Consider the following 21,531-nt stretch of genomic DNA (forward strand, 5'->3'; position numbering starts at 1 on the left):
ACGCAGCCGCACCCAGCCCCGCCGCACCCAGCTGCGCCGCGCCCAACCCAACCGAACCCAACCCAGCCCCGCCGCACCCAGCTCCTCGCCGACCGGGAAGGCCGACGGCATCCGCTACCTGAGGCGGCTGAAGGACTCCACCTTGCGCACGTCCCCGGCGATCAGAATGACGTCGTCGGCCTCCAACGTCGTGTCAAGGGTCGTGTAGCTCCAGCCTTTGCCGGGGCGGTTGAATGCCGTGACGGTGATCCCGTGGATGGTGCGCACGCTCGATTTTCCGAGCGGCACGCCGATGATCTCCTGCGGCGGGTTCGTCTTCACGAGGGCGAAGTTCTCGTCGATCTCGATGTAGTCCTGCATCACCCCGCGCACGAGGTGGGCCACCCTTTTGCCCATGTCCTTCTCGGGGTAGATGACGTGCTTGACGCCGATCTGGCGCAGGATCTCACCGTGTGGGTCGCTGACCGCCTTGGCCCAGATATTCGGGATGCCCAGCTTGAGCAACAGGCTCGCGGTGAGGATGTTCGCCTGGATATCGCCGCCGATCGCGACGACCGCGCTGCTGAAGTCCGGCACCGAGAGTTGGCGGAGCGTCTCCTCTTTGGTCGAGTCGGCGCGCACGACGTGGGTGAGCAGGCCGTTGTGCGCCTGCACGATCTCCTCGTCTCCGTCGATGCCGAGCACCTCGCTGCCGCTGGCCATCAGCTCGAGTGCAAGGGCGCTGCCGAACCGACCCAGGCCGATCACGACGATCGCATCCTCTTCGGCCATACGCGCAGGCTGTTGGTGCCCGAACAGGGAAAATTTAGCCAATGATGGGCCTCTCTTTCGGTAATTCATACCCGGTGGGGCGGTCCCGCAGGGCGAGCGCCGAGGCGAAGGCGATGGGACCCAGACGACCGATGAACATGAGCAGCATCAGGATGATATGACCGGCCGGGGGCAGACCCGCGGTGATCCCGGTGGAGAGCCCCACCGTGCCGAACGCGGAGATCGCTTCGAACAGAAGGGCATCGAGGCCGATATCGGTGATCAGCATCAGGGCGACCGTGGAGACCGTGATCACCGCAACCGCCAGGAGCACGATGGTGATCGCCTGACGGTGCACGGCCCGGGAGAGGCGCTTGCCGAAGACGTTCACGGCCACCTCGCCACGGATTTCGGTCAACAGGATGAAGAACAGCACAGCGAAGGTGGTGATCTTGATGCCGCCGGCGGTGCCGGCCGGGCCTCCGCCGATCAGCATGAGCACGTCCATGCCGAGCAGGCTCGCGGAATCCATCGCCCCGATGTCGAGGCTGTTGAACCCGGCCGTGCGCGTCTGCACCGATTGGAAGAATCCCACCAGGAGTTTGCTCGGCCAGTCCAGCGGTCCGAGCGTGCCCGGGTTGTTCCACTCCACGCCGGTGATGTAGACGGTGCCCGCGACCAGAAGTGTGATCGTTCCGGCCAGCACGATGCGGGTGTTCATCGACCACTTCAGCGGGTTCCGGAGGTGCTTGCGCAGCTGCATGATCACCGGGAAGCCCAGGCCGCCGAGGATCACGGCGGCGGCGATGGGCAGGCAGATGAACGGGTCCGTCGCATAGGAGATGAGGTTGTCGCTGAACAGGGCGAAGCCCGCGTTGTTGAACGAGGACACGGAGTGGAACACGCCGAGCCAGATGGCCCGGCCCGGCGCTTCGCCGTACCCGATCCAAAACCGCAGGCTCAGCAGCACCGCCACGATGAACTCCACGATCAGGGAGATGCGCACGACGCCGAGAACCAGCCCGCGGACATCCTCGAGCCCGAAGCTCTTGACCTCGGCGGCCGCCGTCATGCGGGACCGAAGGGACATCTTGCGGATCACGGCGAGCCCGATGACCGAGGCGAACGTCATGATCCCGAAGCCGCCGACCTGGATCAGGGCCAGGATGATGACCTGGCCGAACGGCGTCCAGAACGTCGCGGTATCGACGACGGTCAGCCCGGTCACGCAAACGGCCGACGTGGCCGTGAAAGCCGCGATCAGGAACGGGGTGCCGCCGGGGCCGGGCGTCGCGATCGGGATCATCAGCAGCACCGTGCCGATCAGGATGGCGGCGGCGAATCCGGCGACCACGACTTGCGCCGGATGCAGCCGGGCGCGCGGCACGCGCGGACCGCTTCTTCGGAGAGACAAGGATGGCACCCGCTCACTATACGGTTCACGGGCATCCGTCGTCTGTTCCGGTTTCGACACGGCACCCCCCCCTATCGGTGACTGCCGCACTCACGCAAAATCCGAGATAATCTGTGTACACCGGCGAGGGGGAACCAAGGGTGAGATTCAACGGGGGTGTGCGTATGCACACGCACGCATTGCGGCCTCACGGCCGGTTGCTGATGCAGTCGGGGCTTTCCGTCCTGGCCCTTGTCGCACCCATCTCCGCCGTGCTCTTCTGGCTCAGCATCCCCAACGGCACCTGGCGTCCGGTTGCCATCGCCCAGGTTGTGCTCCTGAGCATCTGCGGCCTTGCCTATCTCGCCTACACTCGCACCATCATCCGTGTCGATGCCGAGGGCATCTCGGAGCGCGGCTTCATGGGCCTGGTCAAGGACTTCTCCTCGGACGAGATCGGCAGCATCGTGCTGCTCGACCTCTACCGGAGCGGGGCGCTCGACACGCAGCCGCAGCTCTTCGTCACCGGCACCGACGGCCGACTGCTGGTGCGCATGCGCGGGCAGTACTACTCGCGCGGCGCCATGGACACGGTGGTCGATCAGCTCGGCGTACCCATGGTGCGGGTGCCCGAACCGATGACCCTGCAGGACCTGAACCGGGTGCGCCCCGAACTGCTCTACTGGTTCGAGCGACGCTTCACCCGGCGCGGGGAGTAGCGTCGCGGCATCCGCTCTTCGCGCTCTGCGAATCACGGCTCAGCGAGTGCGCCGTTTCCGGGTCGCGCGCACGATTGCGTCAATGGAGTCCAGGGCGGAGAACAGCAGCACGACGACCACCACGATGGCCGTGACGACCCCGACGCCCTGCGGCCAGCCGACGGCATCGAAATAGTCCGGGTTGAGCAGCCGGCCGCTCGCCGTGAGCCAGACCGCTGGAACGACGAAGAGAACGTCCAGCACGATGGTCGCCATCGCATTCGACACCGACCATCCCGTGTAATACGCGAACAGGTGAAAACTGATGCTGACAGCGGCATAGAAAAGTGCGATATAGAACGCCCCGGATGTCCACAATTCCGTCGCAATCGGACCGATGAGTGCGCTGTCCCGCCCCTCGACCGCACCCACCGTCTGCAGCCAGATCAGCACGCTGGGGATGATCACGAGAAAGCTGATTCCGCCGACGAGCTCCGTGAAATAGCCGCGCTTGTCCAGGACCTCGGGCAGGGATGCCGGATCCCAGACCACTGTGCGCCTTGACCGCATCGCCGATGTGCGCTCGATGATCGCGAAGATCACCGTCGTGAAGAACGCGATCGACATGGCCGTCTCGATTGCGCCGGTGACGGCGACGCCCACCGTTTCACCAGCCGACGAGCCGGCGACAAAAGTGACGATGCCGCTGAACAGGAACCAGATCGGCACCACGGTCGAGAGCAGCACCGTGAGCACGCGCACGTAGTCGAAGTAGAGATCCGGTCCCACGAGGTAGGTGGGCTTCTCCGAGTACCGGGCGGCCAGCCGGCGCGGTGCGCCCAGCTCGGCGAGCACGGTGTGTTCGGCGGCCACGGCATCCGTTCCCGCCTCCAGGCGATCCTCGATTGCGTCGGCGATCAGGGTGCGCAGTTCGGCTTCAATGTCAGCACGCTGCCGCGCGGGCAGGCCGCGCAGCGCTTCGGTGACGAAGCGGTCGGTGAGGGTGGACGGGGTGAACGGGGTGGTCATGATGTCTCCGTGAGGGATCGGAATGCCATGTTCAATTCGTTCCAGTCGGTGGTGAGGGTGGCGGCGAGACCCACCCCCTCCTCACTCGTGACGTAGAACTTGCGCGGTCGGGACTCGTCGGTGTTCCACTCGCTCGCGAGGAGACCCTGCTTCTCCAGGCGCCGCAGCAGAGGGTACAGAGTGTTGGCATCCACCGCGAACCCCTGGGATTCGAGGGCCGTAAGCAGGGCGTAGCCGTAGTTGGGCTGCGTGAGCAGCACCAGGCAGGCGAGCACGATGGTGCCGCGCCGCAACTCCTGCCGGTGGGTGGCGAGTTCTTCTTCGTTGAGCACTTGTACACATTAGTGTGCGTCACACACCCGCAAGGGCCCGGTCGTGCGCCGCCCGCTCCCTGGAGCGGGTCCAGGATGCCGCGAGGACGACAATGGCCAGCAGCAGCGTGATCTCGATCGCGGAGAAGAACAGGTAGACCGGCGTGGGCGGTGTGCCGAGGAACAGCGTGGAGACCTGAACCGCGGCCATAACAGATGCGGCGCCCACATTGGTCCAGCGGTTCAGTCCGTGGCGCACCACGCGAGCGAGAAGAACCATCGCGATGGGGATCTGCATCAGCACCCCGGCCGCGACCAGCTTGCCGGGTGTGAAGGGCCCGCCACCGAGGGTGCCGGTCTCAAGGTCGACGAGGTGTGCCGGGTCGTTGAGCCCGAGCACGTCGCAGTAGAGGTAGTTGAACAGCAGAACGATCCAGAGCGTGGAGAGCAGCACGGGCCGCGGGAGTGGAGTGAGCAGCATCATGGGATCGGATCCTCTCCGAGGGTTGGTGTGTGTGGATTTGGTGTTGTCGGGTTTCGGTTTTGCAGGTCGCACTGTACTGTGTAGCACACACTATAGTGTTACACCAGAAAGGGTGCCATGAAAGCGATCATCCAGCGGGCCTACGGCGGGCCCGAGACCCTCGAGTACACCGATGTCCCCATGCCGGTACCCCGTGCCGACGAAGTGCTGATCCGCGTCCACGCGGCATCCGTGAATGCGGCCGACTGGCTGCTGATGCACGGCGAGCCCTATCTCGTGCGGCTCGCGTTCGGTTTGCGGGCACCCCGCATCGCGGTCCGGGGACGGGATGCCGCGGGAGTGGTCGTGGCCGTCGGCAGCGCCGTGCGACGCGTCGCCGTGAATGATGAGGTCTACGCGGAGGTCAATGCGGGCAGCTTCGCGGAATTCACGGTGGCGACCGAGAAGGTGGTTGCCCACAAGCCTGCCACGCTCACCTTCGAGCAGGCGGCGACGGTGCCGATCGCCGCGACCACGGCGCTGCAGGGACTCCGGGATGCCGCGAACCTGCAGCCGCGCGATCGGATTCTGGTCAACGGCGCATCCGGCGGGGTCGGATCGTTCGCCGTGCAGCTTGCGAAAGCCTTCGGGGCTGAGGTGACGGCCGTCTGCAGCACTCGGAACGCCGAGCTGGCCCGCGGCCTGGGCGCCGACCACGTGATCGACTACACCTCCGAGGATTTCACGGCCAAGGGTCGGCAGTACGAGGTGATTTTCGATCTCATCGGCAATCGCTCCCTGTCCGACTGCCGTCGCGCGCTCACCCCACGCGGAACGCTGGTGCTGTCCTCCGCTGCAGGCGGTCGTCTGCTCGGCCCGATCGGGCGCATCCTCGCCGCATCGGCCCTGGGAATCTTTTCGCGCCAGAGCCTCCGCCCGCTCGTGGCGTCGGCCAGCGCCACCGATCTCGATGTGATTCGCGAGCTGATCGACTCGGGCAAGGTCGCCCCCCGGATCGAGACGACCTACCCGCTGAGCCGGACCGCCGACGCCCTGCACCACTTCGGCGAGGAACACACCCGAGGCAAGATCGCCATCTCGATCTGGGACGGAGTGACGGCTGGCACGGAGTGACGGCTGGCGCGGAGTGCGCCGCCTCGTCTGGCCCGGAGTGACGGCTGGCGCGGAGTGCGCCGCCTGGTCTGGCGCGGGGGCTGCGCTCCCGAACCAATTCGACGGAGATTTTGGCCGAAACGGATGTTTTGGGTCGGAAAACCGGGTTTACGGGCAAAATCTCCGTCGAATTCGCACGGCGCGCAGGGCGGGCGGGGCGGGCCGACGGGGCGGGCGAGGCTCAGTCGGGGGCCGGCCGGCGATCGGGGACATCCGGTGTGAAGATGTAATCGTTGTTCTCAGTGAGCTCGGGGCGCATCCCGCGAGACAGGTTGTTCTGGAACAGTGTCCGGGACTCGTCCCGGCGCCGGACGGCCTCGGCCGGGTCGTCGGCGCGCAGCCGCTCGAAGTCCACGTCAAGAGACAGCGAATCGCTGCCCGACCAGACTGGGGGGAGTTCGCCGGCCAGTGCCCTGAGGGTGCGCGGAGAATCGAGTCGCCAGCGCACCTCGAACCGGTCACTCCGGTCGCTGCCGGTGATGACGTCGTCGAGCCGGCCGTAGAAATCCGGCAGGAAGCGCACCACCTCGGCGCCCAGCTTGACCAGGTTGAAGTGCGCGTTGCGGCGGATCAGCGGGTCGAAAGTCCAGCGCATGTCTGCGACGCCATGCTGCAGACAGAGTGCCCGCTGGAACAGTTTGAGCGCGTAGCCGACCCCACTGCCGCGCTGCCACGGCACGACCGCTGCCATGTGCGAGTGCAGGTGGATGCCGTCGGTCCAGCCGAGGAAACCGAGCGTCGCGCCGACCGGTTTGCCGGCCTTGGTCGCCACCATCACGGTGTTGCCGGCGAAGTCGAGCGCCAGGAGCATCGACCTGTCGGGGCTGTGGCCCCCGCCCCAGGTGCGCTCGAACAGGCCGATCGCCGCGGCCAGGTCGCGGGGTTCAGCCTGCCGCACGGTCACCCCGGCAGCCTCGGCGGCTGCATCCGCGGCGGCCTCCGCCTGCCGCACGGCTTGCTGCGAAACCCCCGGCTCAACGCTCATGCGTCGAGTAGACCACACCAGGCCCGGTCCCCGGCAGCCGGCCACCGTGCTAATTCGACGGAGATTTTGCCCGGAAGACAGGTTTTCGGCCCCAAACCAGCTGTTATCGGCAAAATCTCCGTCGAATTGGTTCACGCACCGGGCCCGCACCGGGCCCGCACCAGGACAGCCGCGCGGCACGCACCGGGCCCGCACCAGGACAGCCGCGCGGCACGAGCGCCCGCGCTAGTGTCCTCGACCCGAGACCACGTCCGCGACGGACGCGATCGGCGACGTCGTCCGCCGCCGGGTCAGCTCGGCATGGTCGGCCAGCGAGTAGGCGCGGTAGAGCGCGTGCACGGCGAGCCAGCGCAGCGGCTCCGGCTCCCAGTTACGCACCCGGTGGTTCACCCACGGCAGCCGGGTGAGGCCTGTGTCGTTGCCGAGGATCAGGTCGGTCAGCGTGCGCCCGGCGAGGTTCGTCGTCGCCACCCCGGTGCCCACATAGCCACCGGCCCAGGCCAGCCCGGTCGCCGGGTCCAGCCCCACGGTCGCCGCCCAGTCGCGCGGCACGCCGAGCACCCCCGACCAGGCGTGGTCGATCTGCGCGCCAGCCGTCGCCGGGAAGAACCGGGTCAGGATGCCTCGCAGCGCCTCCACCGTGCTCGCCGGAGTCTGCCCGTCGGAATCCGTCTGCGACCCGAACCGGTACGGCACGCCCCTACCGCCGATCGCGATGCGGTCGTCAATGGTGCGCTGCGCATACATATAGGCGTGCGCCATGTCACCGAGGGTCTCCCGGCCCGCCCAGCCGATGCTCTGCCAGACGTCCGAGCTGAGCGGCGCGGTCGCGATCAGCGACGAGTTCATCGGCAGCCACGCCCGGTGCAGTCCCTTCAGACCCGCCGTGAACCCCTCCGTCGCGCGCACCACGAACTCCGCCTCCACGGCGCCGCGGTCGGTGATCGCCCGGTGCGGCGTGATCTCGCTGACCCGGGTATTATCAAAGATCTCCACGCCGAGGCCCTCCACCACCCGGGCAAGCCCGGCCGCGAGTTTGGCGGGGTTGATGCGCGCGCAGTGCGGGTGCCACATCGCCCCGGTGGCACCGGCCACGTCGATACGGGCGCGCGCAGCCGCCGGGGAGAGGAGTTCGACATCCGCCATGTCCCAGGCCTGCTCCGACCGAGCGGATGCCTCCAGCCTTCGTTGCTGCGGCTGGTCGTAGGCCACGGTGAACTCGCCGCCCTTGGCGATGTCGGCGTCGACGCCCTCGGCCTCGACGACCCGGATCACCTCGTCCACGGTCTCGTTCATGCCGGTCTGGAACCGGGCCGCCGCGTCCCGGCCGTGCGACTTCACGTACTGCTCGCGGCCGCCGGTGACCGAGTTGGTCAGCCAGCCGCCGTTCCGCCCTGACGCTCCGTAGCCGGCGAAGCGCTGCTCCACGATCACGATCCGAAGCGCCGGGGCCGCCTTCTTCAGGTAATAGGCCGTCCACAGCCCGGTATAGCCGGCACCCACGATGCACACATCGGCCGTCATCGGCCCGGGCAGCGGGTCGCGGTTGGCCGGCCGGCCGAGCTGGTTCCACCAGAAGGAGACATCACCATTGATCATTCCCGCACCGCTTTCGTTCCGACGGATGTTTCGCGCTCAGTCACAGCATCATCTCGCATCCGGCTCGGTCGGGCGGCAATCCCGATCCCGCCCTGCCGGGATTCGCGTCGCGCGGGTGGTACGCCGTTGCGCGGATGGCACGCCACGCGCGTAGCGGCGCACCACCCGCGCCGCGGCCGCAGCTATGCGCTCGGGCATCCGCCTGGCACGTCGGAAGGTCGAGTGCGCGTCAGGACGCCAGCCGGTCCTCCATCCCCCAGGGCTGGCCGTAGCCGCCCTCGGATTCGGGCGCGCTCATCAGGTCGAGGAACACCTTCGCATCGAAGGCCTCCGGGCCGAGCACGCCGATGCCGGTCCCGGTGCCAGCGGCCAGCAGTTCCAGGGCGATCACCGGGTTCAGGGCGGTCTGCCAAACCACGCACTGGGTGTCGTATTCGCGCATCGTCCACTCGTTTTCGGCGACGTGGTAGAGGTAGACCTCGCGTGGCAGGCCGCCCGGACCCGTGCCGGTGACCCACACTCCCGCGCAGGTTTTGCCGGTCATCCGCGGGCCGATCGTGGCCGGGTCAGGCAGGCAGGCGGCCACCACATCGCGTGGGGCGACCAGTGCCGGGCCGGACGCGCTGCGCACCCGCACCGGGTCGACCCGGTCGAGGCCGAGCAGGTGCAGGGTCTTCAACACGCCGATGAATTCCTCACCGAGGCCGTACTTGAAGGTGACCCGATTCGCGTCGAGCCAGCGCGGCATCAGCACCACCTCCTCGTGCTCCACGTTCACGCATTCGACCCGGTCGATGCCCTCCGGAAAGTCGAACATCTCCGGTTCACTGAACGGCTCGGTGGTGAACCAGCCGCGGTCCTTCTCGAAGATCAGCGGCGGGTTCAGGCACTCCTCGATCGTGGTCCAGATACTGAAGGATGGCGCGAAGATCTCGTTGCCGGCGTCGTCGTGCACGACCAGGTTGGCACCGTCGCGCGTGCCGAGCTCCTCGATCTGCCGAAACAGGTGGTCCGAGGCGTAGCGGGCGAAGACATCCGAGAGCCCCGGCTCGACGCCCATGCCCACCAGGGCAAGGCGGCCGGCGGTCTCCCAGTCGGCGGCCTGCGCGAACTGGTCGTCGCCGAGCATGACCCCGGTCTGGCGGTAGGGGTCCGTGGGGTGCGGTTCGGACAGGCTCACGGCCATGTCGAGGTAGTCACAGCCGGCGGCGAGCGCCCCGGCGAACACCGTGGGCACGAACTTCGGCTCGACCGCGTTCATCACGTGGGTGGCGCCGTGCCTGAGCGCGACGGCGGCGACCATGTCCGGGTCGCCGGCGTCGATCTGCTCGGCGGAGAACCGGGCTGCCACCGTGTGCCCGTGCTTCAGGCCGATTGCGACGATGGTGCGTTCCGCCCGGGCCAGGTCGTAGTCGCACACGATGACGTGCTCGAAGAACGTGCGCTGGGCGCACGTGCGTCCGTGCGTCCTGCCCGAACCAATTCGACGGAGATTTTGCCCAAAACCGCGCGATTTTGCCCCGATTAAGGGCTCTACGCGGAATTTCTCCGTCGAATTCGCAAGGGCGACGGATGCTGCGCCGCCAGCTCGCGCTCCCCCTGGAGCTTCGCGGCGACCGGGGCCCACAGCAGCACGGCGACGGACGCACCGAGCAGCAGCCCTCCGATCGTATCCGTGAGCCAGTGTGCGCCCAGATAGGTGCGGCTGACCATCATCAGAACCGTGTAGAGGGCGCCGGCCAGCCAAACCCAGACGCGCGGGAAGAGGATGCCGAGACAGACCGCCATGGTCGCCGCATTCGCGACATGGCCGGACGGAAAGGATCCGAAATCTGATATGACCAGCATGTCTTCCGGCCTCGCCCGACCGAAGAGTGATTTGAGCACCTGCACCAGTCCCGAGCTCACGATCGTGGCGGCCACGAAGTAGCCGGCCGCCCACGGCCGTTTGAGCAGCAGCAGCGCCACCAGAATCAGCACCGGGATCACGATCACGCCGGCGATTCCGGCACCAAGGTAATTCATCGTGAGCGAGAGATACTCCCAGACGGGCGCCCGGTGCTCGAGGATCTCGTCCATCCACTCGGCGTCGATCTCCAGCGGGCGGCCGTTGCCGCGCAGCACGATCAGGGCGCCGAGCCCCACGGCCAACGACAGCGCCGCGGACCCGCTGACCAGAGGCCACCGGCGGGCGATGCGTCGGGTGGCGGGGGTGGCTGCGGTCTCGGGGGCGCGCTCGCTCATCATCTATCCATGCTAGATCGGTGCGGGCGTACGGCTGCCCGCCCTGGCCATTTGCCGCGCATCTCCGGGGGCTTACTCAGGAGATCTGCGAAGCCGGTGGCGACGGATGCCGGAATCACGCGGCATCCGTCGTCACCTCGGCCACGCCATCGGAAATCTCCTGAGTTAGCCACCGACGGCAACTGACGACGAAGGACTGACGACTGACGACTGACGACTGAACACTGACCACTGACCGGAGGCTGACGGATGCCGTTACCCGGCGCCCATCCGGCCTCAGTACTCCAGCGCGGGCACCGACCGGGGGCGCACGATGAGCCACAGGGCGAAGATCGACACGATGGCGGTGACGCCCATCACGGCGCCCATCGGAACCGCTGTCCCGACGCCGAGCACGCCGACGACCGGGGAGATCAGTCCGGCGACGCCGAAGTTCGCGGCGCCGAGCAGCGACGCGGCGGTTCCGGCCTCATGCGCGTGCGCGTTCAGGGCGATGACCTGCACGCTGGGGAGGGTGAAACCGCAAGCCGCGATGAAGAACCACAGCGGCACCAGGGTGCCCCAGAGTCCCGCGCCGGCGAGGTCGAGCAGCACGATGGCCGCGGCCGTGATCAGGAGCACCACGGTGGACACCGAGATGATCCACTGCGGGCCGATGTTGAAGCGGTGCATGAGTCGGGAGCTGAGCTGCACACCCATCACGATGCCGAGCGAGTTGACGGCGAAGAGCACGCCGTACTGCTGCGGGCTGAAATCGTAGACCTGCTGGAACAGGAACGACGACGCCGAGAGGTAGGAGAACAGACCTGTGAAGGTCATCGCCCCGATGATCGCGACGCCGACGAAGATCCGGTCGCTGAGCACCGCACGGTAGCGCTGACCGAGGGAACTGTGCCCCTTGGTGTGGCGCTCGGCATCCGGCAGAGTCTCGACGATCCAGAACGCGACGGCCAGGATCACGACCGCACCGTAGGCGGCGAGCACCCAGAAGATGCCGCGCCAGCTCATCACCAGCAGCAGCTGCGAGCCGATGACCGGGGCCAGCACGGGGGCCAGGCCGCTGATCAGCGCAAGGCGGGAAAGCATCTTCACGAGCGGCTTGCCGCCGAACAGGTCGCGCACCATCGCCAGGGCGACGACCGCGCCGGCCGCGGCGCCGAAGCCCTGCAGCAGACGGAAGACCCCGAGCCAGACGATGTCCTGGGAGAGGGCGGCGCCGACACTCGCCAGAATGTGGAAGCCGGTCGCGAGCATCAGCGGCAGTCGGCGCCCGACCTTGTCACTCCACGGGCCAACCACAAGCTGGCCGAACCCGAACCCGATCATGGTGCCGGTGAGGGTCAGCTGGATGGCGGCCGCCGATACGCCGAACTCACGCTCCAGGGTCGGGAAGGCCGGCAGGTACAGGTCGATCGTGAACGGGCCAAGCGCCGTGAGGGCGCCGAGCACGATGATGTAGACGAGGCGCTGGCCGCGGGAGAGGGCGTCCCCGGGATGCTTCGCGGTCGACCTCAGGTCGGCAGCGGTAATGACGGTGATGGCGGCGGTGCTCACGAAAGTATTGATCCTCGGTATCGATGGGGCTCTGCGTGCTGGTCTGATTTCGTTAGCGGCACCGCATCACGGGCGTCAGCACTAGCAGCGGAACACGGAAACGCCCTCACTGACAAGGCAACCACACCGGCACCTATTCCCCCATTCGCAGAACGCCGCGGAAGTTGCAGGAATCCGCCCGATCGTGCACCGGTCCACTGCCGGAAGCTGGGACCTACTCCGGGCCCTCGTCCTCGAGCGCCTGCGGCAGGTCCCGGTGGTACAGAGTCGCGATCGGGCGGATGCCCCGGGCCAGCAGCCCGTCGACGAGACGCCCAGAGAACGCCAGCCCCTTCTCGTTCGCCGGACCGCGGCCAGTCGGCTGGATGCGGGACCACGCAATCGAGAACCGGTAGGCGTGCAGACCGAGCGACACCATCAGATCGAGGTCTTCGTCGAGGCGGTGGCAGTGGTCGGAGGCCACGTCGCCGGTGTCGCCGTTCAGATCCTTGCCGGGGGTGCGGCTGAAGGTGTCCCAGATCGACGGGCCGCGGCCGTCCTCGTTGAAGGCACCCTCGATCTGGCTGCTCGCGGTGGCAAACCGAAAAGGAACCCCTCGGGGAAAACGAGTCCGGGGTCGCGGTAGTCAGCATTTCTACCGGTCATCAGGGTGAGTGTTGCCTTTCCGAAAACGGATGCCGCGGTGCCGGCGCCCGGCCGCCGAGCTCGGAACGGTGTCGGCGAACCGTTGTGCACCGTGAGGGGGTCCGCCCGGCCGCCGGACTCGACCGGTCGGGGACCGTGACGTTCTCGGCCGGACCGTCCAGCGGGTTCGCGACCTCGATCGTACGCACAGCCTGGCCGCCCGGAAAACGGGGGTCAGCGTGTCAGCCAGGTCACCCGTGTACTCGGGGTGGCCGGCCACGGGAACCGGGCGCAGCGATGTGGCTAACTCAGGAGAACTGACGGATGCCGCGATCCGGGCCCCGGATTCCCGCGGCGCCCAGCCGCCGGCATCCGTTTTCTCCTGAATTAGCCCCAACCACCGCGGATCGACCGCGCGGGCGACGACTCGGTTCTCCGCACGGCGCTCACAGCCCCCTCACAGCCCCGCTGCACCTCCCCCGGAGACGGACCCTCTAACCTTGGAACCACCTGCCAGTCGCAACGAAACGGTGCATTAGTTCATGAGTAATGTCTACGGCAAGCCTGTCCCCCCCAAGAAGGATCGCCGCGAGATGGCGCGTGAAAGCGCCCGCCAGCTCCGCGAGGAGCAGCAGAAAAAGGAGAAGCGCAACCGCTGGCTTCTGCGCGGCGGCATCGGCGCCGGCCTGATCGCCGCTGCCGTGGTCGTGGCCCTCGTCGTGGTCGGCAGCCAGGGACCTGCGGCGCCGGGCCCGCTCAACATGGCCAGCGACGGCGTGCTGCTCGGCGGTGACGGCACCAACATCGTCCCGGTCGAGACCGTCTCCGTGGCCGCCGACGAGGACCCCATCGCAACCGACCCGACAACCCTCGGCGACACCGCCAACATCGTGGTCTACGCGGACTACCTCTGCCCCTTCTGCGGCCAGTTCGAAACCACGAACGGCGAGCAGATCGCCGGCTGGGTCGCCGCGGGCACCGCCACGCTCGAACTGCACCCGATCTCGATCCTCGATCCGGTTTCGGCCGGTAGCAAGTACCCGACCCGGGCCGCGGCCGCCGTCGCGTGCGTCGCCAACTACGAGCCCGAGAACGTGCTCGCCCTGAACGCGGCCCTGTTCGCGAACCAGCCGGCGGAGAACACCGAGGGCCTGACCGACGAAGACCTGGTCAGCCTGGCCACCAGTGCGGGCGTCACCGACGAGAAGGTCGCCACCTGCATCACGGAGAACACCTTCGCCGCCTGGGTCGGCACCGCCACTCAACGCGCCCTCGACGGCCCTCTCCCCAATGCCGACATCGAGCAGGTCAAGGGCACGCCCACCGTGCTCGTCAACGGCGTCTCCTACCCCGGCGCCCTCGACGACCCGGCCGCCTTCGAGGCCTTCGTCACAGCGCAGGCCACCGCCGAGTAGCGCCTGGGGTTCGGGGCACCGCGAGGCGCCCCGGCCTCACCCCCGACGCCCCGGCCCCATCCCCGACGCCGCCCCACCCCCACGTGCAGTCGCGATCGTCTCTCGCACGAAGGACCACCATGCAGATCCACGGACAGACCGTCGACGCCCAGACCCGCTGCGTGCACTACCGTTCCGCGCTCGACGTCGTGGCGATCAGATTCTTCTGCTGCGGGCGCTTCTACCCGTGCTACCAGTGCCACTCCGCCGGTGAAACCCATGCCGCCCGGCTCTGGCCGGCCGACCTCTGGGCCGAGCAGGCCATCCTCTGCGGAGTCTGCCGCGGCACACTCTCGATCGCCGACTACCGGGCAACCACCGCGTGCCCTGCGTGCGGCGCCGCCTTCAACGACGGATGCCGCGCTCACGCCCATCTCTACTTCGACCTCCCGGCAACGCCGGCCTGAGCCGCTGCCGCACGAGCCCACAACCCACGGCAACCCCCACCACCACCACCACCACCATCGCAACCGCCGCCGCCACCGCTACCGCCACCCACTTCGGCACCCAGGATCCCGGGTGGGAACCAATTCGACGGAGATTTTGCTGCCCGTAGGCCGGTTTCGACGATTTCGGGGGTGAATCGGCAAAAACTCCGTCGAATTCGTTCGGGGCGGATGCTGCGGGCCAAGCAGGACAATGCCGCAGAACTGAACCGGCGAGGCGGCCTGAGCCGGGCACTTGCCGGCCTGAGCCGGGCCTTCCACCCCCGCACGGGCTCCCGCCGTCACGCAGCGACCCCCGCGCAGACCGCGCAAACCGCGCAACCGGCGCACCCCGAGCACCCCGAGGAACTTGCGCGCCCCTCGCGACTACATCGGGCCGGCGCGCTGCGACAGCCAGGCGTACGGATCCGTCGGGGTGATCCCGTCGATCAGGATCTCGAAATGCAGGTGCGGGCCGGTGCTCTCGCCGGTGCTGCCCACGTTGCCCAGGTGCGTGCCCACGCCCACGGACTGTCCCGCGGAGACCTGCAGCGAGCCGGCCTGGAAGTGCGCATAGACGCTGCTGACGAGCTGTCCATCGACGGTGTGGTCGACGATCGCGTAGACGCCGAAGCCGCCGTTGTCCGTGGCGGAGACCTCACGCACGACGCCGTCCGCAACCGCCTGGGCAGGTGCACCCTCGCCGGGAAGCATATCGAGCCCCTTGTGGAACGTCGAGCAGCCCCCGCAGGGTGCATCGCGCGAACCATAGGGATCGGAGAGGCGAACCGAGCCCGGGAAGGGCCACTGCACGGCTGCACCAGCGGCGGCCGGAGCGGCCGCATCGTCGGCACTCGGAACCGCAGCAGGGGCGGCAGGTATGGGCTCGGGCTTCGGCGCATCAGTGACCGTGAAACCGTCGCGCTGCACGGTGGCGGTGGCCGCCGCACTCGGCATCAGGCTCTGTAGCGACGCTTCGGCGGCGGAGGCATCAGGGGCGGCGGCAGCACGCGCGGCGGGATCGGGCTCGGCGGCATGCGCTGAGGCTTCCGCGGAGGCATCCGCGGGGGCCCGCACCGATGCTTCCACGGCGGCCGGCGGCAGCCAGCCGTAGACATCGAGTTCCGAGGCCTGTGCGGGAATGCCGAGGACCACCGTGAGCAGTCCGGCGAAAAGCATCGCGAATCCGCCGACGGCGGCCTGACGCGGGATCAGGGTGAATCTGGTGAGCCTGGGCAACCTGATGAGCCTAGGCGTCTGCATAGGCACCTTCCGCCGAAACGCGGCAGGCAGGGAACAGGAGAAAAATGGGCATGGTGAGAGCTCTCGTCGGCGCGGTTACGCGGTTCGGGTGAGGGGGAGCCGGAACCTCACTCAGACGGAGAATGCGCTCACAGCGCAGAGCGATCCTACGGGGAACGACGCTCCCTCAGAGGAAGTGTCCAGGTGCGCCGCACGACGTGGGGCTTCGCGCACAAGAACTGAGGATATCTCGGTACCCTGAAAAAGCAATGGACTTGCGCAGATCGGTCACGGATGTTCCGGTCGGCTGCCCAGGATCGACGCCACACGCGATCGCCCAAAACCTTAGCCCCACAGCCTAGTCCGCACGCGCAGCACCGCAAACTCAGCACAGCAATCTCGGAGCCGCAAACTCTGCACCGCACCCGCAGAGCAGCACCCGCAGAGCCGCAAACGCAGAGCCGCAAATTCAGAGCCCGAGCACCCGATCCGCCAGCGTCCCGAGCGCGCCCGGCACGAGTCGGTAGTACGCCCAGGTGCCACGCTTGTCGCGGGTCAGGATACCGGCATCCACCAGCACTTTGAGGTGGTGTGACACGGTGGGCTGACTGAGCCCGAGGGGTTCGGTCAGGTCGCAGACGCAGGCCTCCATATCGTCGTGCGCGGCCACCAGCGAGACCAGACGCAACCGGGCCGGTTCGGCCACGGCCTTCAGCAGCCGGGCGAGCCGCTCCGCCTCATCGGCGCCGATCGCCTCGCGCGCGGCAGGGGCGCAGCAGGCAGCGGCCGCGGCGGCGGCATCCGTCGCGCCATCTGCGACATCCGAAGCAACCGCGGCATCCGTCGCGAAAACCACGGCGACCGCAGCGGTCGACGCCTCAGGCACGGCACGGGTCTCGGTGAACGACATCTGAACAGTATCTCCCATAAATTGACATCCATCGATGCATTGGGGAAGACTCCCTATCGACACCTCTGATTTTATGTCCCACCCGCCGATCTTTGTCTTACCTGCTCACGGAGCCACATGCCCTTCCCCGAATCGACCACCGCCCGGCCCACCGCCCCGCCCACCGTGCAGCCGGCTGCCGCGCAAAACACCATCGCCCCGGCGCGGCTCGGGGCCGTCGACCGTCTCCTGCCGGTCTGGATCCTCGCGGCAATGGCCCTGGGCCTGCTACTGGCGGTCGTCGCACCCGGCGTCGGCGACCTGCTCGCTGCGTTCACGATCGGCTCGGTCAGCGTGCCCATCGCGATCGGGCTGCTCGTGATGATGTACCCGGTGCTGGCCAAGGTTCGCTACACGGATGCCCGCGCAGTCGCCCGCGACCGCCGCCTCCTGGTCTCCTCGCTGGTGCTGAACTGGCTGCTGGGGCCCGCCCTGATGTTCGCCCTTGCCTGGATCTTCCTGCCGGACCTGCCCGAGTACCGCACCGGCCTGATTATCGTGGGCCTTGCCCGCTGCATCGCCATGGTGCTGATCTGGAACGATCTGGCCTGCGGCGACCGCGAGGCCGCCGCCTTCCTGGTGGCCCTCAACTCCGTCTTCCAGGTCATCGCGTTCGCCGCGCTGGGCTGGTTCTACCTCCAGGTGCTCCCCGCCTGGCTCGGCTTGTCCACCACGAGCGCGGAATTCTCGATCTGGGCGATCACCGTCAGCGTGCTCGTCTTCCTCGGCATTCCCCTGCTGGCCGGCTATCTGTCCCGCCGGGTCGGCGAGGCCACCCGCGGCCGCGACTGGTACGAGAGTCGGTTCCTGCCGAAAATCAGCCCGTTCGCCCTCTACGGGCTGCTGTTCACGATCGCGCTGCTCTTCGCCCTGCAGGGCCGCCAGGTGATCGACCGCCCGTTCGACGTGGCCCTGATCGCCCTGCCGCTGCTGGTCTACTTCGCTGTCATGTTCGCCGCCGGATTCGCCACCGGCAAGCTCACCGGGCTCTCCTACGAGCGCACCACGACCCTGGCGTTCACCGCCGCCGGCAACAACTTCGAGCTGGCGATCGCCGTGGCCATCGGCACCTTCGGCGCCACCAGCGGCCAGGCCCTGGCGGGCATCGTGGGCCCCCTGATCGAGGTGCCGGCGCTCGTCGCCCTCGTCTATGTGGCGCTGTGGCTGCGGCCGCGGCTGTTCTCAGGGGCCGCGGCGCAGGCATCCGTCGCAGCCGACACCGCCGTAACCGACACCGACGTCACCGACGTCACCGCCGTCACCGCCGACCCGCTTCCCGACCGGGTCTGATCTCTGTACACCGCCCCGCCGTCCGCCCCCCCCCCCCNAAATCAAGAAGGAACCACCGATCATGACCGCTAAGCCCACCGTTCTCTTCGTCTGTGTGCACAACGCGGGCCGCTCTCAGATGGCCGCCGGCTACATGACCGCCCTGTCCGAGGGCCGTGTCGAGGTGCTCTCTGCCGGCTCCGCGCCCAAGGACCAGATCAACCCCGTCGCGATCGAGGCCATGGCCGAGGAAGGCATCGACATCGCCAACAATGTGCCGAAGGTCCTCACCACCAAGGCCGTGAAGGAGTCGGACGTCGTCATCACCATGGGCTGCGGCGACACCTGCCCGATCTTCCCCGGCAAGCGCTACGAGGACTGGGAACTCGCCGACCCGGCCGGCCAGGGCATCGAGTCCGTGCGTCCGATCCGCGATGAGATCAAGGCCCGCATCCAGGGCCTGCTCGCCGAAATCCTCCCCGCCCAGGTCTAGGTCCGACCCGCCATGAGCGATCTGAGCGCGCGTCGGTCACTGCCCGGACTGGCCTTCCCCGAGGAGTCGTTGCGACGGCTGGCCGCGCACCTCACCGACCGGTTCTCGGGCGTGTTCGGCGCCGAAACGATCGAACGGTACGCGCTCGAGTCGTACACGTCGCTCCTGCGCACGTCGACGGTCACGGCGTTCCTCGTGACCAACACGGGGCGTTACGCCACCGACCGCCTGACCGCTCTGGCCCAGGCAAAGGGCGCGATCGCGAAGGACGTCCCCGAGGTCCTGTTCGTCTGCGAGCAGAACGCGGGGCGGTCCCAGATGGCGGCGGTGCTGACCCGAGCCCTGTCTGGCGGTCGGGTGCACGTGCGTTCGGCCGGTTCAGCGCCGGCCAAGGAACTGAACCCCACGGTGACGGCGGTGATGACCGAACTCGGCCTCAACCTGGACGAGGAGTTCCCGAAACCGCTGACGGATGACGTCGTGCAGGCCGCCGACGTCGTCGTCACCATGGGCTGCGGCGACGCCTGCCCGGTCTATCCGGGCAAGCTCTACCAGGACTGGGAACTGGCCGACCCGGCCGGTCAGCCGACCCCGGAGGTGCGTCGCATCCGGGACCAGATCCGGCACCAGGTCGAGGCCATGCTCACGACCCTCGGCGTCGACCCCCAGCCGCTGCCGCTCCCCTAGCCCCTGCCCCTGCCCCTGCCACCCCACCGCCACCGCCACCGCCACCACCACCACCGAGAGTCGCCGTTTCTGCCGACAGTCGCCCCTGCAACGGGGACTCTCGGCATCAACGGCGACTCTCGTCGCGCGGGCACGGGCGCGCAGGCAAGCCCGAGGGCGCCGGCCCCTACTTGCGCACCAGCTTCGCCACCGTGAACCCGCCGGCGGCGACCGTCACGGCTCCCTTCTTCGGCGCCTTCTTGTCGACGGATGCGACGAGCTGGCCGGTCGCATCGAACGCCTCCTGCGCCAGCCGGTAGCCCCGTGGCACGCCGACCGTGCGCACGCTGGTCTCGGTCGCCGCGCTGACGTACACCGTGGACTCCCCCGCCGACCCGGTCACCGTGATCGTCGAGATCAGCGGCTGAATCAGCAGCGCGTCAACGGATGCCGCCCCGCCGGCCATGCCGACGACCGCGGTGTCTGCCCCCGGCAGAGCCAGCTCGAGCGTGAGCGGGAACAGGCGTCCCGGGGCATCCGTGATGCCCTGAGCACCCGCGCCGCCGTTGCTCGTGCTGCCCAGCGTCGACGTCGCCGACGCCCAGGTTGTGGCCCCGGAGTCCGCCTCGGCCTGATTCACGATCGGGAAGACGTTGCGAGCCTGGTCGGCAGCGGGAACCGGGATGCTCAGCGAGTCGCCCGCGCCCAGCGCCACGTAGGCGCCGCCGGAGAGGTTGGCCTCGCCGGTCCAGGACGACGGCGGCGTGACCACTGACCCGCCGCCCGTGATGGTGCCGGACTCGGCCTCGACGACGCTCAGCCCCACGGTGGAGACGGTCTCGTCGATGCCGAGGGCCTTGACCTTCAGCGACGGATTCGCGTCCAGGGTGAGCATGGTCATCAGGGCGTGGATGGTGGATTCGGCACCCGAATTGGGGTTGATCCGGCCGTCGGTTTCGATGCCGTCGATGGCCGTACCGGTTGCCGGGTTGTAGGCCGGAGCGCCGTTCGGGTTGGCGCCGAAGAACCAGGCGGCGGTCACTGCGGCGAGGTCGAGCAGCCCCGGGGCGTTCGCGGCCGCGGCGGTGGCGACGAGCCCCTGCACGCGAGAGTCGACGCCGTAGGCGATCTGCGCCTCACCCGGGGTGGGGCTCCAGGCGTTGTCCGGTCCGCCGGCGGCCAATAGCTGAGGGGTGAAGCGGGCGGCATCCTGCACGGCGGCGCCGAGCAAGTCCGTGCGTCCGAGCGCCGTGGACGCGGTGGCGACGGCGGCCGGGGCCAGCCCGCCCCAGGCGTGCCACAGGGTCTGCGACTTGTTCCACGGCATGATCGCGCCGAACGGCCACTCGGTGGCGGAGCCGGAGGACATCCCGGCGACCCCCTCGGTGAGCCGGGTCAGCGCGGTGCGTGCGGCGACGTCGTCCGGAACGGCCGTGACGTAGGCGCTGAGGCCGAGCGCGGCCTCGGCCGAGGCATCCGCCCCGCCCGCGATGAGCCAGGCCGGCACGTTGACGCCGTCGGCCACATCGAAGGTGCCGTACTTGCCGAGCGACTGGCGCTTGAGGGAGTCGAGCGACAGGTGCAGGCGGTCCTGCAGGAACGCGGCGAACTCGGGGTCGGCATCCTGGAACGCGGCGAAGCCCTCGCCGAGGGCCCAGACGGTGCGGGCCACCCAGTAGGACTCGGCCGAGTCGCTCGGGTCGGGCAGTTCCACCGGGCTGGCGCTGGGGGTGAGGGTGCCGTCGGGCTGCTGCCAGAGCACGACGTTTCCGGCGTTCGGACCGGTCGTGGTCTGCAGGTAGGTGAGGGAGCGCAGCGTCTGCACGGCGTGCTCGCGGCTGGTCTCGTCACCGGTCTGCTGCCAGTGGCGCAGGTAGACGACCGCGGTGCGGGCGATGTCGTCGGCGTTGTACGCGCCCTGGCTCCAGTGCCCGGTCGAGGGGTCGAGCGACCCGCCGCCGACCCTGCCGTAACTGCCGTCGGCCTGCTTATCGGCGTAGGTCCACGGCGCCTGGGCGGTGGGCTGCGCGTCGATTTCGTAGGTGGTGTGCCCCTCCACCGTGGCCAGCGGCACGGTGTCGAGCAGGAACGTGAGGTGGGACAGGTTGGTCAGCGGCGCGGACGCCGCGGCGGCGGGCCGGGTGGCGACGACTCCGGCCGGTGCACCGGATGGCGGTGCCGCGGCGGCGGGCCGGGTGGCGACGACTCCG

General features: G+C 68.4%; 21 protein-coding genes and 1 pseudogene. 8 read left to right on the forward strand and 14 right to left on the reverse strand.

Features of this window, described 5'->3' with window-relative positions:
* Positions 1-114 precede the first annotated feature (114 nt).
* Positions 115-771, reverse strand: coding sequence for a TrkA family potassium uptake protein (locus CXY81_RS00505; RefSeq protein ID WP_104099219.1), 657 nt, complete (start codon positions 769-771; stop codon positions 115-117).
* A 34-nt stretch (positions 772-805) separates the two neighbouring features.
* Complete coding sequence (locus CXY81_RS00510; RefSeq protein ID WP_233193899.1) at positions 806-2,173, reverse strand: TrkH family potassium uptake protein; 1,368 nt, start codon at positions 2,171-2,173, stop codon at positions 806-808.
* Between the two features lie 155 nt (positions 2,174-2,328).
* Between CXY81_RS00510 and CXY81_RS00515 the strand changes: the two genes are divergently transcribed.
* The gene (locus tag CXY81_RS00515; protein ID WP_104193646.1) at positions 2,329-2,862 is read left to right on the forward strand and encodes a hypothetical protein; all 534 of its coding nucleotides are present in this window, start codon (positions 2,329-2,331) and stop codon (positions 2,860-2,862) included.
* A gap of 39 nt (positions 2,863-2,901) precedes the next feature.
* Here the strand turns inward: CXY81_RS00515 and CXY81_RS00520 are convergent, their stop codons facing one another.
* From CXY81_RS00520 to CXY81_RS00530, 3 genes are read right to left on the reverse strand one after another with little or no spacing between them, the layout of a single operon-like run.
* Positions 2,902-3,870 (reverse strand): permease prefix domain 1-containing protein, encoded by a 969-nt coding sequence (locus CXY81_RS00520; RefSeq protein ID WP_104193647.1) that lies wholly within the window; start codon positions 3,868-3,870, stop codon positions 2,902-2,904.
* On the reverse strand, positions 3,867-4,202 hold the full coding sequence (locus CXY81_RS00525) for a PadR family transcriptional regulator (protein WP_104169187.1): 336 nt from the start codon (positions 4,200-4,202) through the stop codon (positions 3,867-3,869). The genes CXY81_RS00520 and CXY81_RS00525 overlap by 4 nt, the downstream gene beginning before the upstream one ends.
* A gap of 19 nt (positions 4,203-4,221) precedes the next feature.
* On the reverse strand, positions 4,222-4,665 hold the full coding sequence (locus CXY81_RS00530) for a DUF6326 family protein (protein ID WP_199180828.1): 444 nt from the start codon (positions 4,663-4,665) through the stop codon (positions 4,222-4,224).
* Between the two features lie 117 nt (positions 4,666-4,782).
* Between CXY81_RS00530 and CXY81_RS00535 the strand changes: the two genes are divergently transcribed.
* Positions 4,783-5,778 (forward strand): NAD(P)-dependent alcohol dehydrogenase, encoded by a 996-nt coding sequence (locus CXY81_RS00535; RefSeq protein ID WP_104193648.1) that lies wholly within the window; start codon positions 4,783-4,785, stop codon positions 5,776-5,778.
* 220 nt (positions 5,779-5,998) lie between these two features.
* Here the strand turns inward: CXY81_RS00535 and CXY81_RS00540 are convergent, their stop codons facing one another.
* The 6 genes and pseudogenes from CXY81_RS00540 to CXY81_RS00565 all read right to left on the reverse strand — a co-directional run.
* Entirely contained in the window at positions 5,999-6,802 is an 804-nt protein-coding gene (locus tag CXY81_RS00540) for a GNAT family N-acetyltransferase (protein WP_146067572.1), read from the reverse strand.
* Between the two features lie 225 nt (positions 6,803-7,027).
* Positions 7,028-8,401 (reverse strand): FAD-binding oxidoreductase, encoded by a 1,374-nt coding sequence (locus tag CXY81_RS00545; RefSeq protein ID WP_104193650.1) that lies wholly within the window; start codon positions 8,399-8,401, stop codon positions 7,028-7,030.
* 229 nt (positions 8,402-8,630) lie between these two features.
* Positions 8,631-9,884, reverse strand: a complete 1,254-nt coding sequence (locus CXY81_RS00550; RefSeq protein WP_104193657.1) for a saccharopine dehydrogenase family protein — start codon at positions 9,882-9,884, stop codon at positions 8,631-8,633.
* 50 nt (positions 9,885-9,934) lie between these two features.
* Positions 9,935-10,648, reverse strand: a complete 714-nt coding sequence (locus CXY81_RS00555) for a phosphatase PAP2 family protein (protein WP_233193901.1) — start codon at positions 10,646-10,648, stop codon at positions 9,935-9,937.
* Between the two features lie 273 nt (positions 10,649-10,921).
* Positions 10,922-12,199, reverse strand: a complete 1,278-nt coding sequence (locus tag CXY81_RS00560; protein WP_233193902.1) for a multidrug effflux MFS transporter — start codon at positions 12,197-12,199, stop codon at positions 10,922-10,924.
* Positions 12,200-12,422: 223 nt separating this feature from the next.
* Positions 12,423-12,844, reverse strand: a pseudogene (locus CXY81_RS00565) (family 1 glycosylhydrolase); the annotation flags it as partial.
* 218 nt (positions 12,845-13,062) lie between these two features.
* Between CXY81_RS00565 and CXY81_RS16225 the strand changes: the two are divergent.
* The 3 genes from CXY81_RS16225 (at position 13,063) to CXY81_RS00575 (ending at position 14,684) form a co-directional block, all read left to right on the forward strand.
* The gene (locus CXY81_RS16225; RefSeq protein ID WP_158251961.1) at positions 13,063-13,209 is read left to right on the forward strand and encodes a hypothetical protein; all 147 of its coding nucleotides are present in this window, start codon (positions 13,063-13,065) and stop codon (positions 13,207-13,209) included.
* 207 nt (positions 13,210-13,416) lie between these two features.
* A complete protein-coding gene (locus CXY81_RS00570; RefSeq protein WP_158251962.1) occupies positions 13,417-14,238 on the forward strand; it encodes a thioredoxin domain-containing protein in 822 nt (273 codons plus the stop codon).
* Between the two features lie 119 nt (positions 14,239-14,357).
* A complete protein-coding gene (locus CXY81_RS00575) occupies positions 14,358-14,684 on the forward strand; it encodes a CHY zinc finger protein (protein WP_104169419.1) in 327 nt (108 codons plus the stop codon).
* A 405-nt stretch (positions 14,685-15,089) separates the two neighbouring features.
* Here the strand turns inward: CXY81_RS00575 and CXY81_RS00580 are convergent, their stop codons facing one another.
* Together CXY81_RS00580 and CXY81_RS00585 are read right to left on the reverse strand one after the other, a co-directional pair.
* A complete protein-coding gene (locus tag CXY81_RS00580; protein ID WP_233193903.1) occupies positions 15,090-15,941 on the reverse strand; it encodes a M23 family metallopeptidase in 852 nt (283 codons plus the stop codon).
* A 472-nt stretch (positions 15,942-16,413) separates the two neighbouring features.
* Entirely contained in the window at positions 16,414-16,800 is a 387-nt protein-coding gene (locus CXY81_RS00585; RefSeq protein WP_233193904.1) for a metalloregulator ArsR/SmtB family transcription factor, read from the reverse strand.
* A gap of 171 nt (positions 16,801-16,971) precedes the next feature.
* On the opposite strand from CXY81_RS00585, the gene arsB reads away from it, so the two are divergent.
* The 3 genes from arsB (at position 16,972) to CXY81_RS00600 (ending at position 19,342) form a co-directional block, all read left to right on the forward strand.
* A complete protein-coding gene (gene arsB / locus CXY81_RS00590) occupies positions 16,972-18,183 on the forward strand; it encodes an ACR3 family arsenite efflux transporter (protein ID WP_104193653.1) in 1,212 nt (403 codons plus the stop codon).
* A gap of 61 nt (positions 18,184-18,244) precedes the next feature.
* Complete coding sequence (locus CXY81_RS00595; RefSeq protein WP_104193654.1) at positions 18,245-18,655, forward strand: arsenate reductase ArsC; 411 nt, start codon at positions 18,245-18,247, stop codon at positions 18,653-18,655.
* 12 nt (positions 18,656-18,667) lie between these two features.
* Positions 18,668-19,342 (forward strand): three-helix bundle dimerization domain-containing protein, encoded by a 675-nt coding sequence (locus CXY81_RS00600; RefSeq protein ID WP_104193655.1) that lies wholly within the window; start codon positions 18,668-18,670, stop codon positions 19,340-19,342.
* Between the two features lie 166 nt (positions 19,343-19,508).
* Here the strand turns inward: CXY81_RS00600 and CXY81_RS16230 are convergent.
* A partial coding sequence (locus tag CXY81_RS16230) for a hypothetical protein (RefSeq protein WP_104193656.1) occupies positions 19,509-21,531 on the reverse strand: 2,023 nt, incomplete at its 5' end.

Origin of the sequence: Cryobacterium sp. M25 (assembly GCF_002929635.1) — a bacterium.
GTDB classification, from domain to species: domain Bacteria; phylum Actinomycetota; class Actinomycetes; order Actinomycetales; family Microbacteriaceae; genus Cryobacterium; species Cryobacterium sandaracinum.

Bases quoted from the DNA above. Each gene is read 5' to 3' on its own strand.
- CXY81_RS00545 (WP_104193650.1), bottom strand. From the start codon at position 8,401: ATGATCAATGGTGATGTCTCCTTCTGGTGGAACCAGCTCGGCCGGCCG.
- CXY81_RS00595 (WP_104193654.1), top strand. From the start codon at position 18,245: ATGACCGCTAAGCCCACCGTTCTCTTCGTCTGTGTGCACAACGCGGGC.
- arsB (WP_104193653.1), top strand. From the start codon at position 16,972: ATGCCCTTCCCCGAATCGACCACCGCCCGGCCCACCGCCCCGCCCACC.
- CXY81_RS00520 (WP_104193647.1), bottom strand. From the start codon at position 3,870: ATGACCACCCCGTTCACCCCGTCCACCCTCACCGACCGCTTCGTCACC.
- CXY81_RS00540 (WP_146067572.1), bottom strand. From the start codon at position 6,802: ATGAGCGTTGAGCCGGGGGTTTCGCAGCAAGCCGTGCGGCAGGCGGAG.
- CXY81_RS00530 (WP_199180828.1), bottom strand. From the start codon at position 4,665: ATGATGCTGCTCACTCCACTCCCGCGGCCCGTGCTGCTCTCCACGCTC.
- CXY81_RS00575 (WP_104169419.1), top strand. From the start codon at position 14,358: ATGCAGATCCACGGACAGACCGTCGACGCCCAGACCCGCTGCGTGCAC.
- CXY81_RS00570 (WP_158251962.1), top strand. From the start codon at position 13,417: ATGGCGCGTGAAAGCGCCCGCCAGCTCCGCGAGGAGCAGCAGAAAAAG.
- CXY81_RS00555 (WP_233193901.1), bottom strand. From the start codon at position 10,648: ATGATGAGCGAGCGCGCCCCCGAGACCGCAGCCACCCCCGCCACCCGA.
- CXY81_RS00535 (WP_104193648.1), top strand. From the start codon at position 4,783: ATGAAAGCGATCATCCAGCGGGCCTACGGCGGGCCCGAGACCCTCGAG.
- CXY81_RS00505 (WP_104099219.1), bottom strand. From the start codon at position 771: ATGGCCGAAGAGGATGCGATCGTCGTGATCGGCCTGGGTCGGTTCGGC.
- CXY81_RS00515 (WP_104193646.1), top strand. From the start codon at position 2,329: ATGCACACGCACGCATTGCGGCCTCACGGCCGGTTGCTGATGCAGTCG.
- CXY81_RS00600 (WP_104193655.1), top strand. From the start codon at position 18,668: ATGAGCGATCTGAGCGCGCGTCGGTCACTGCCCGGACTGGCCTTCCCC.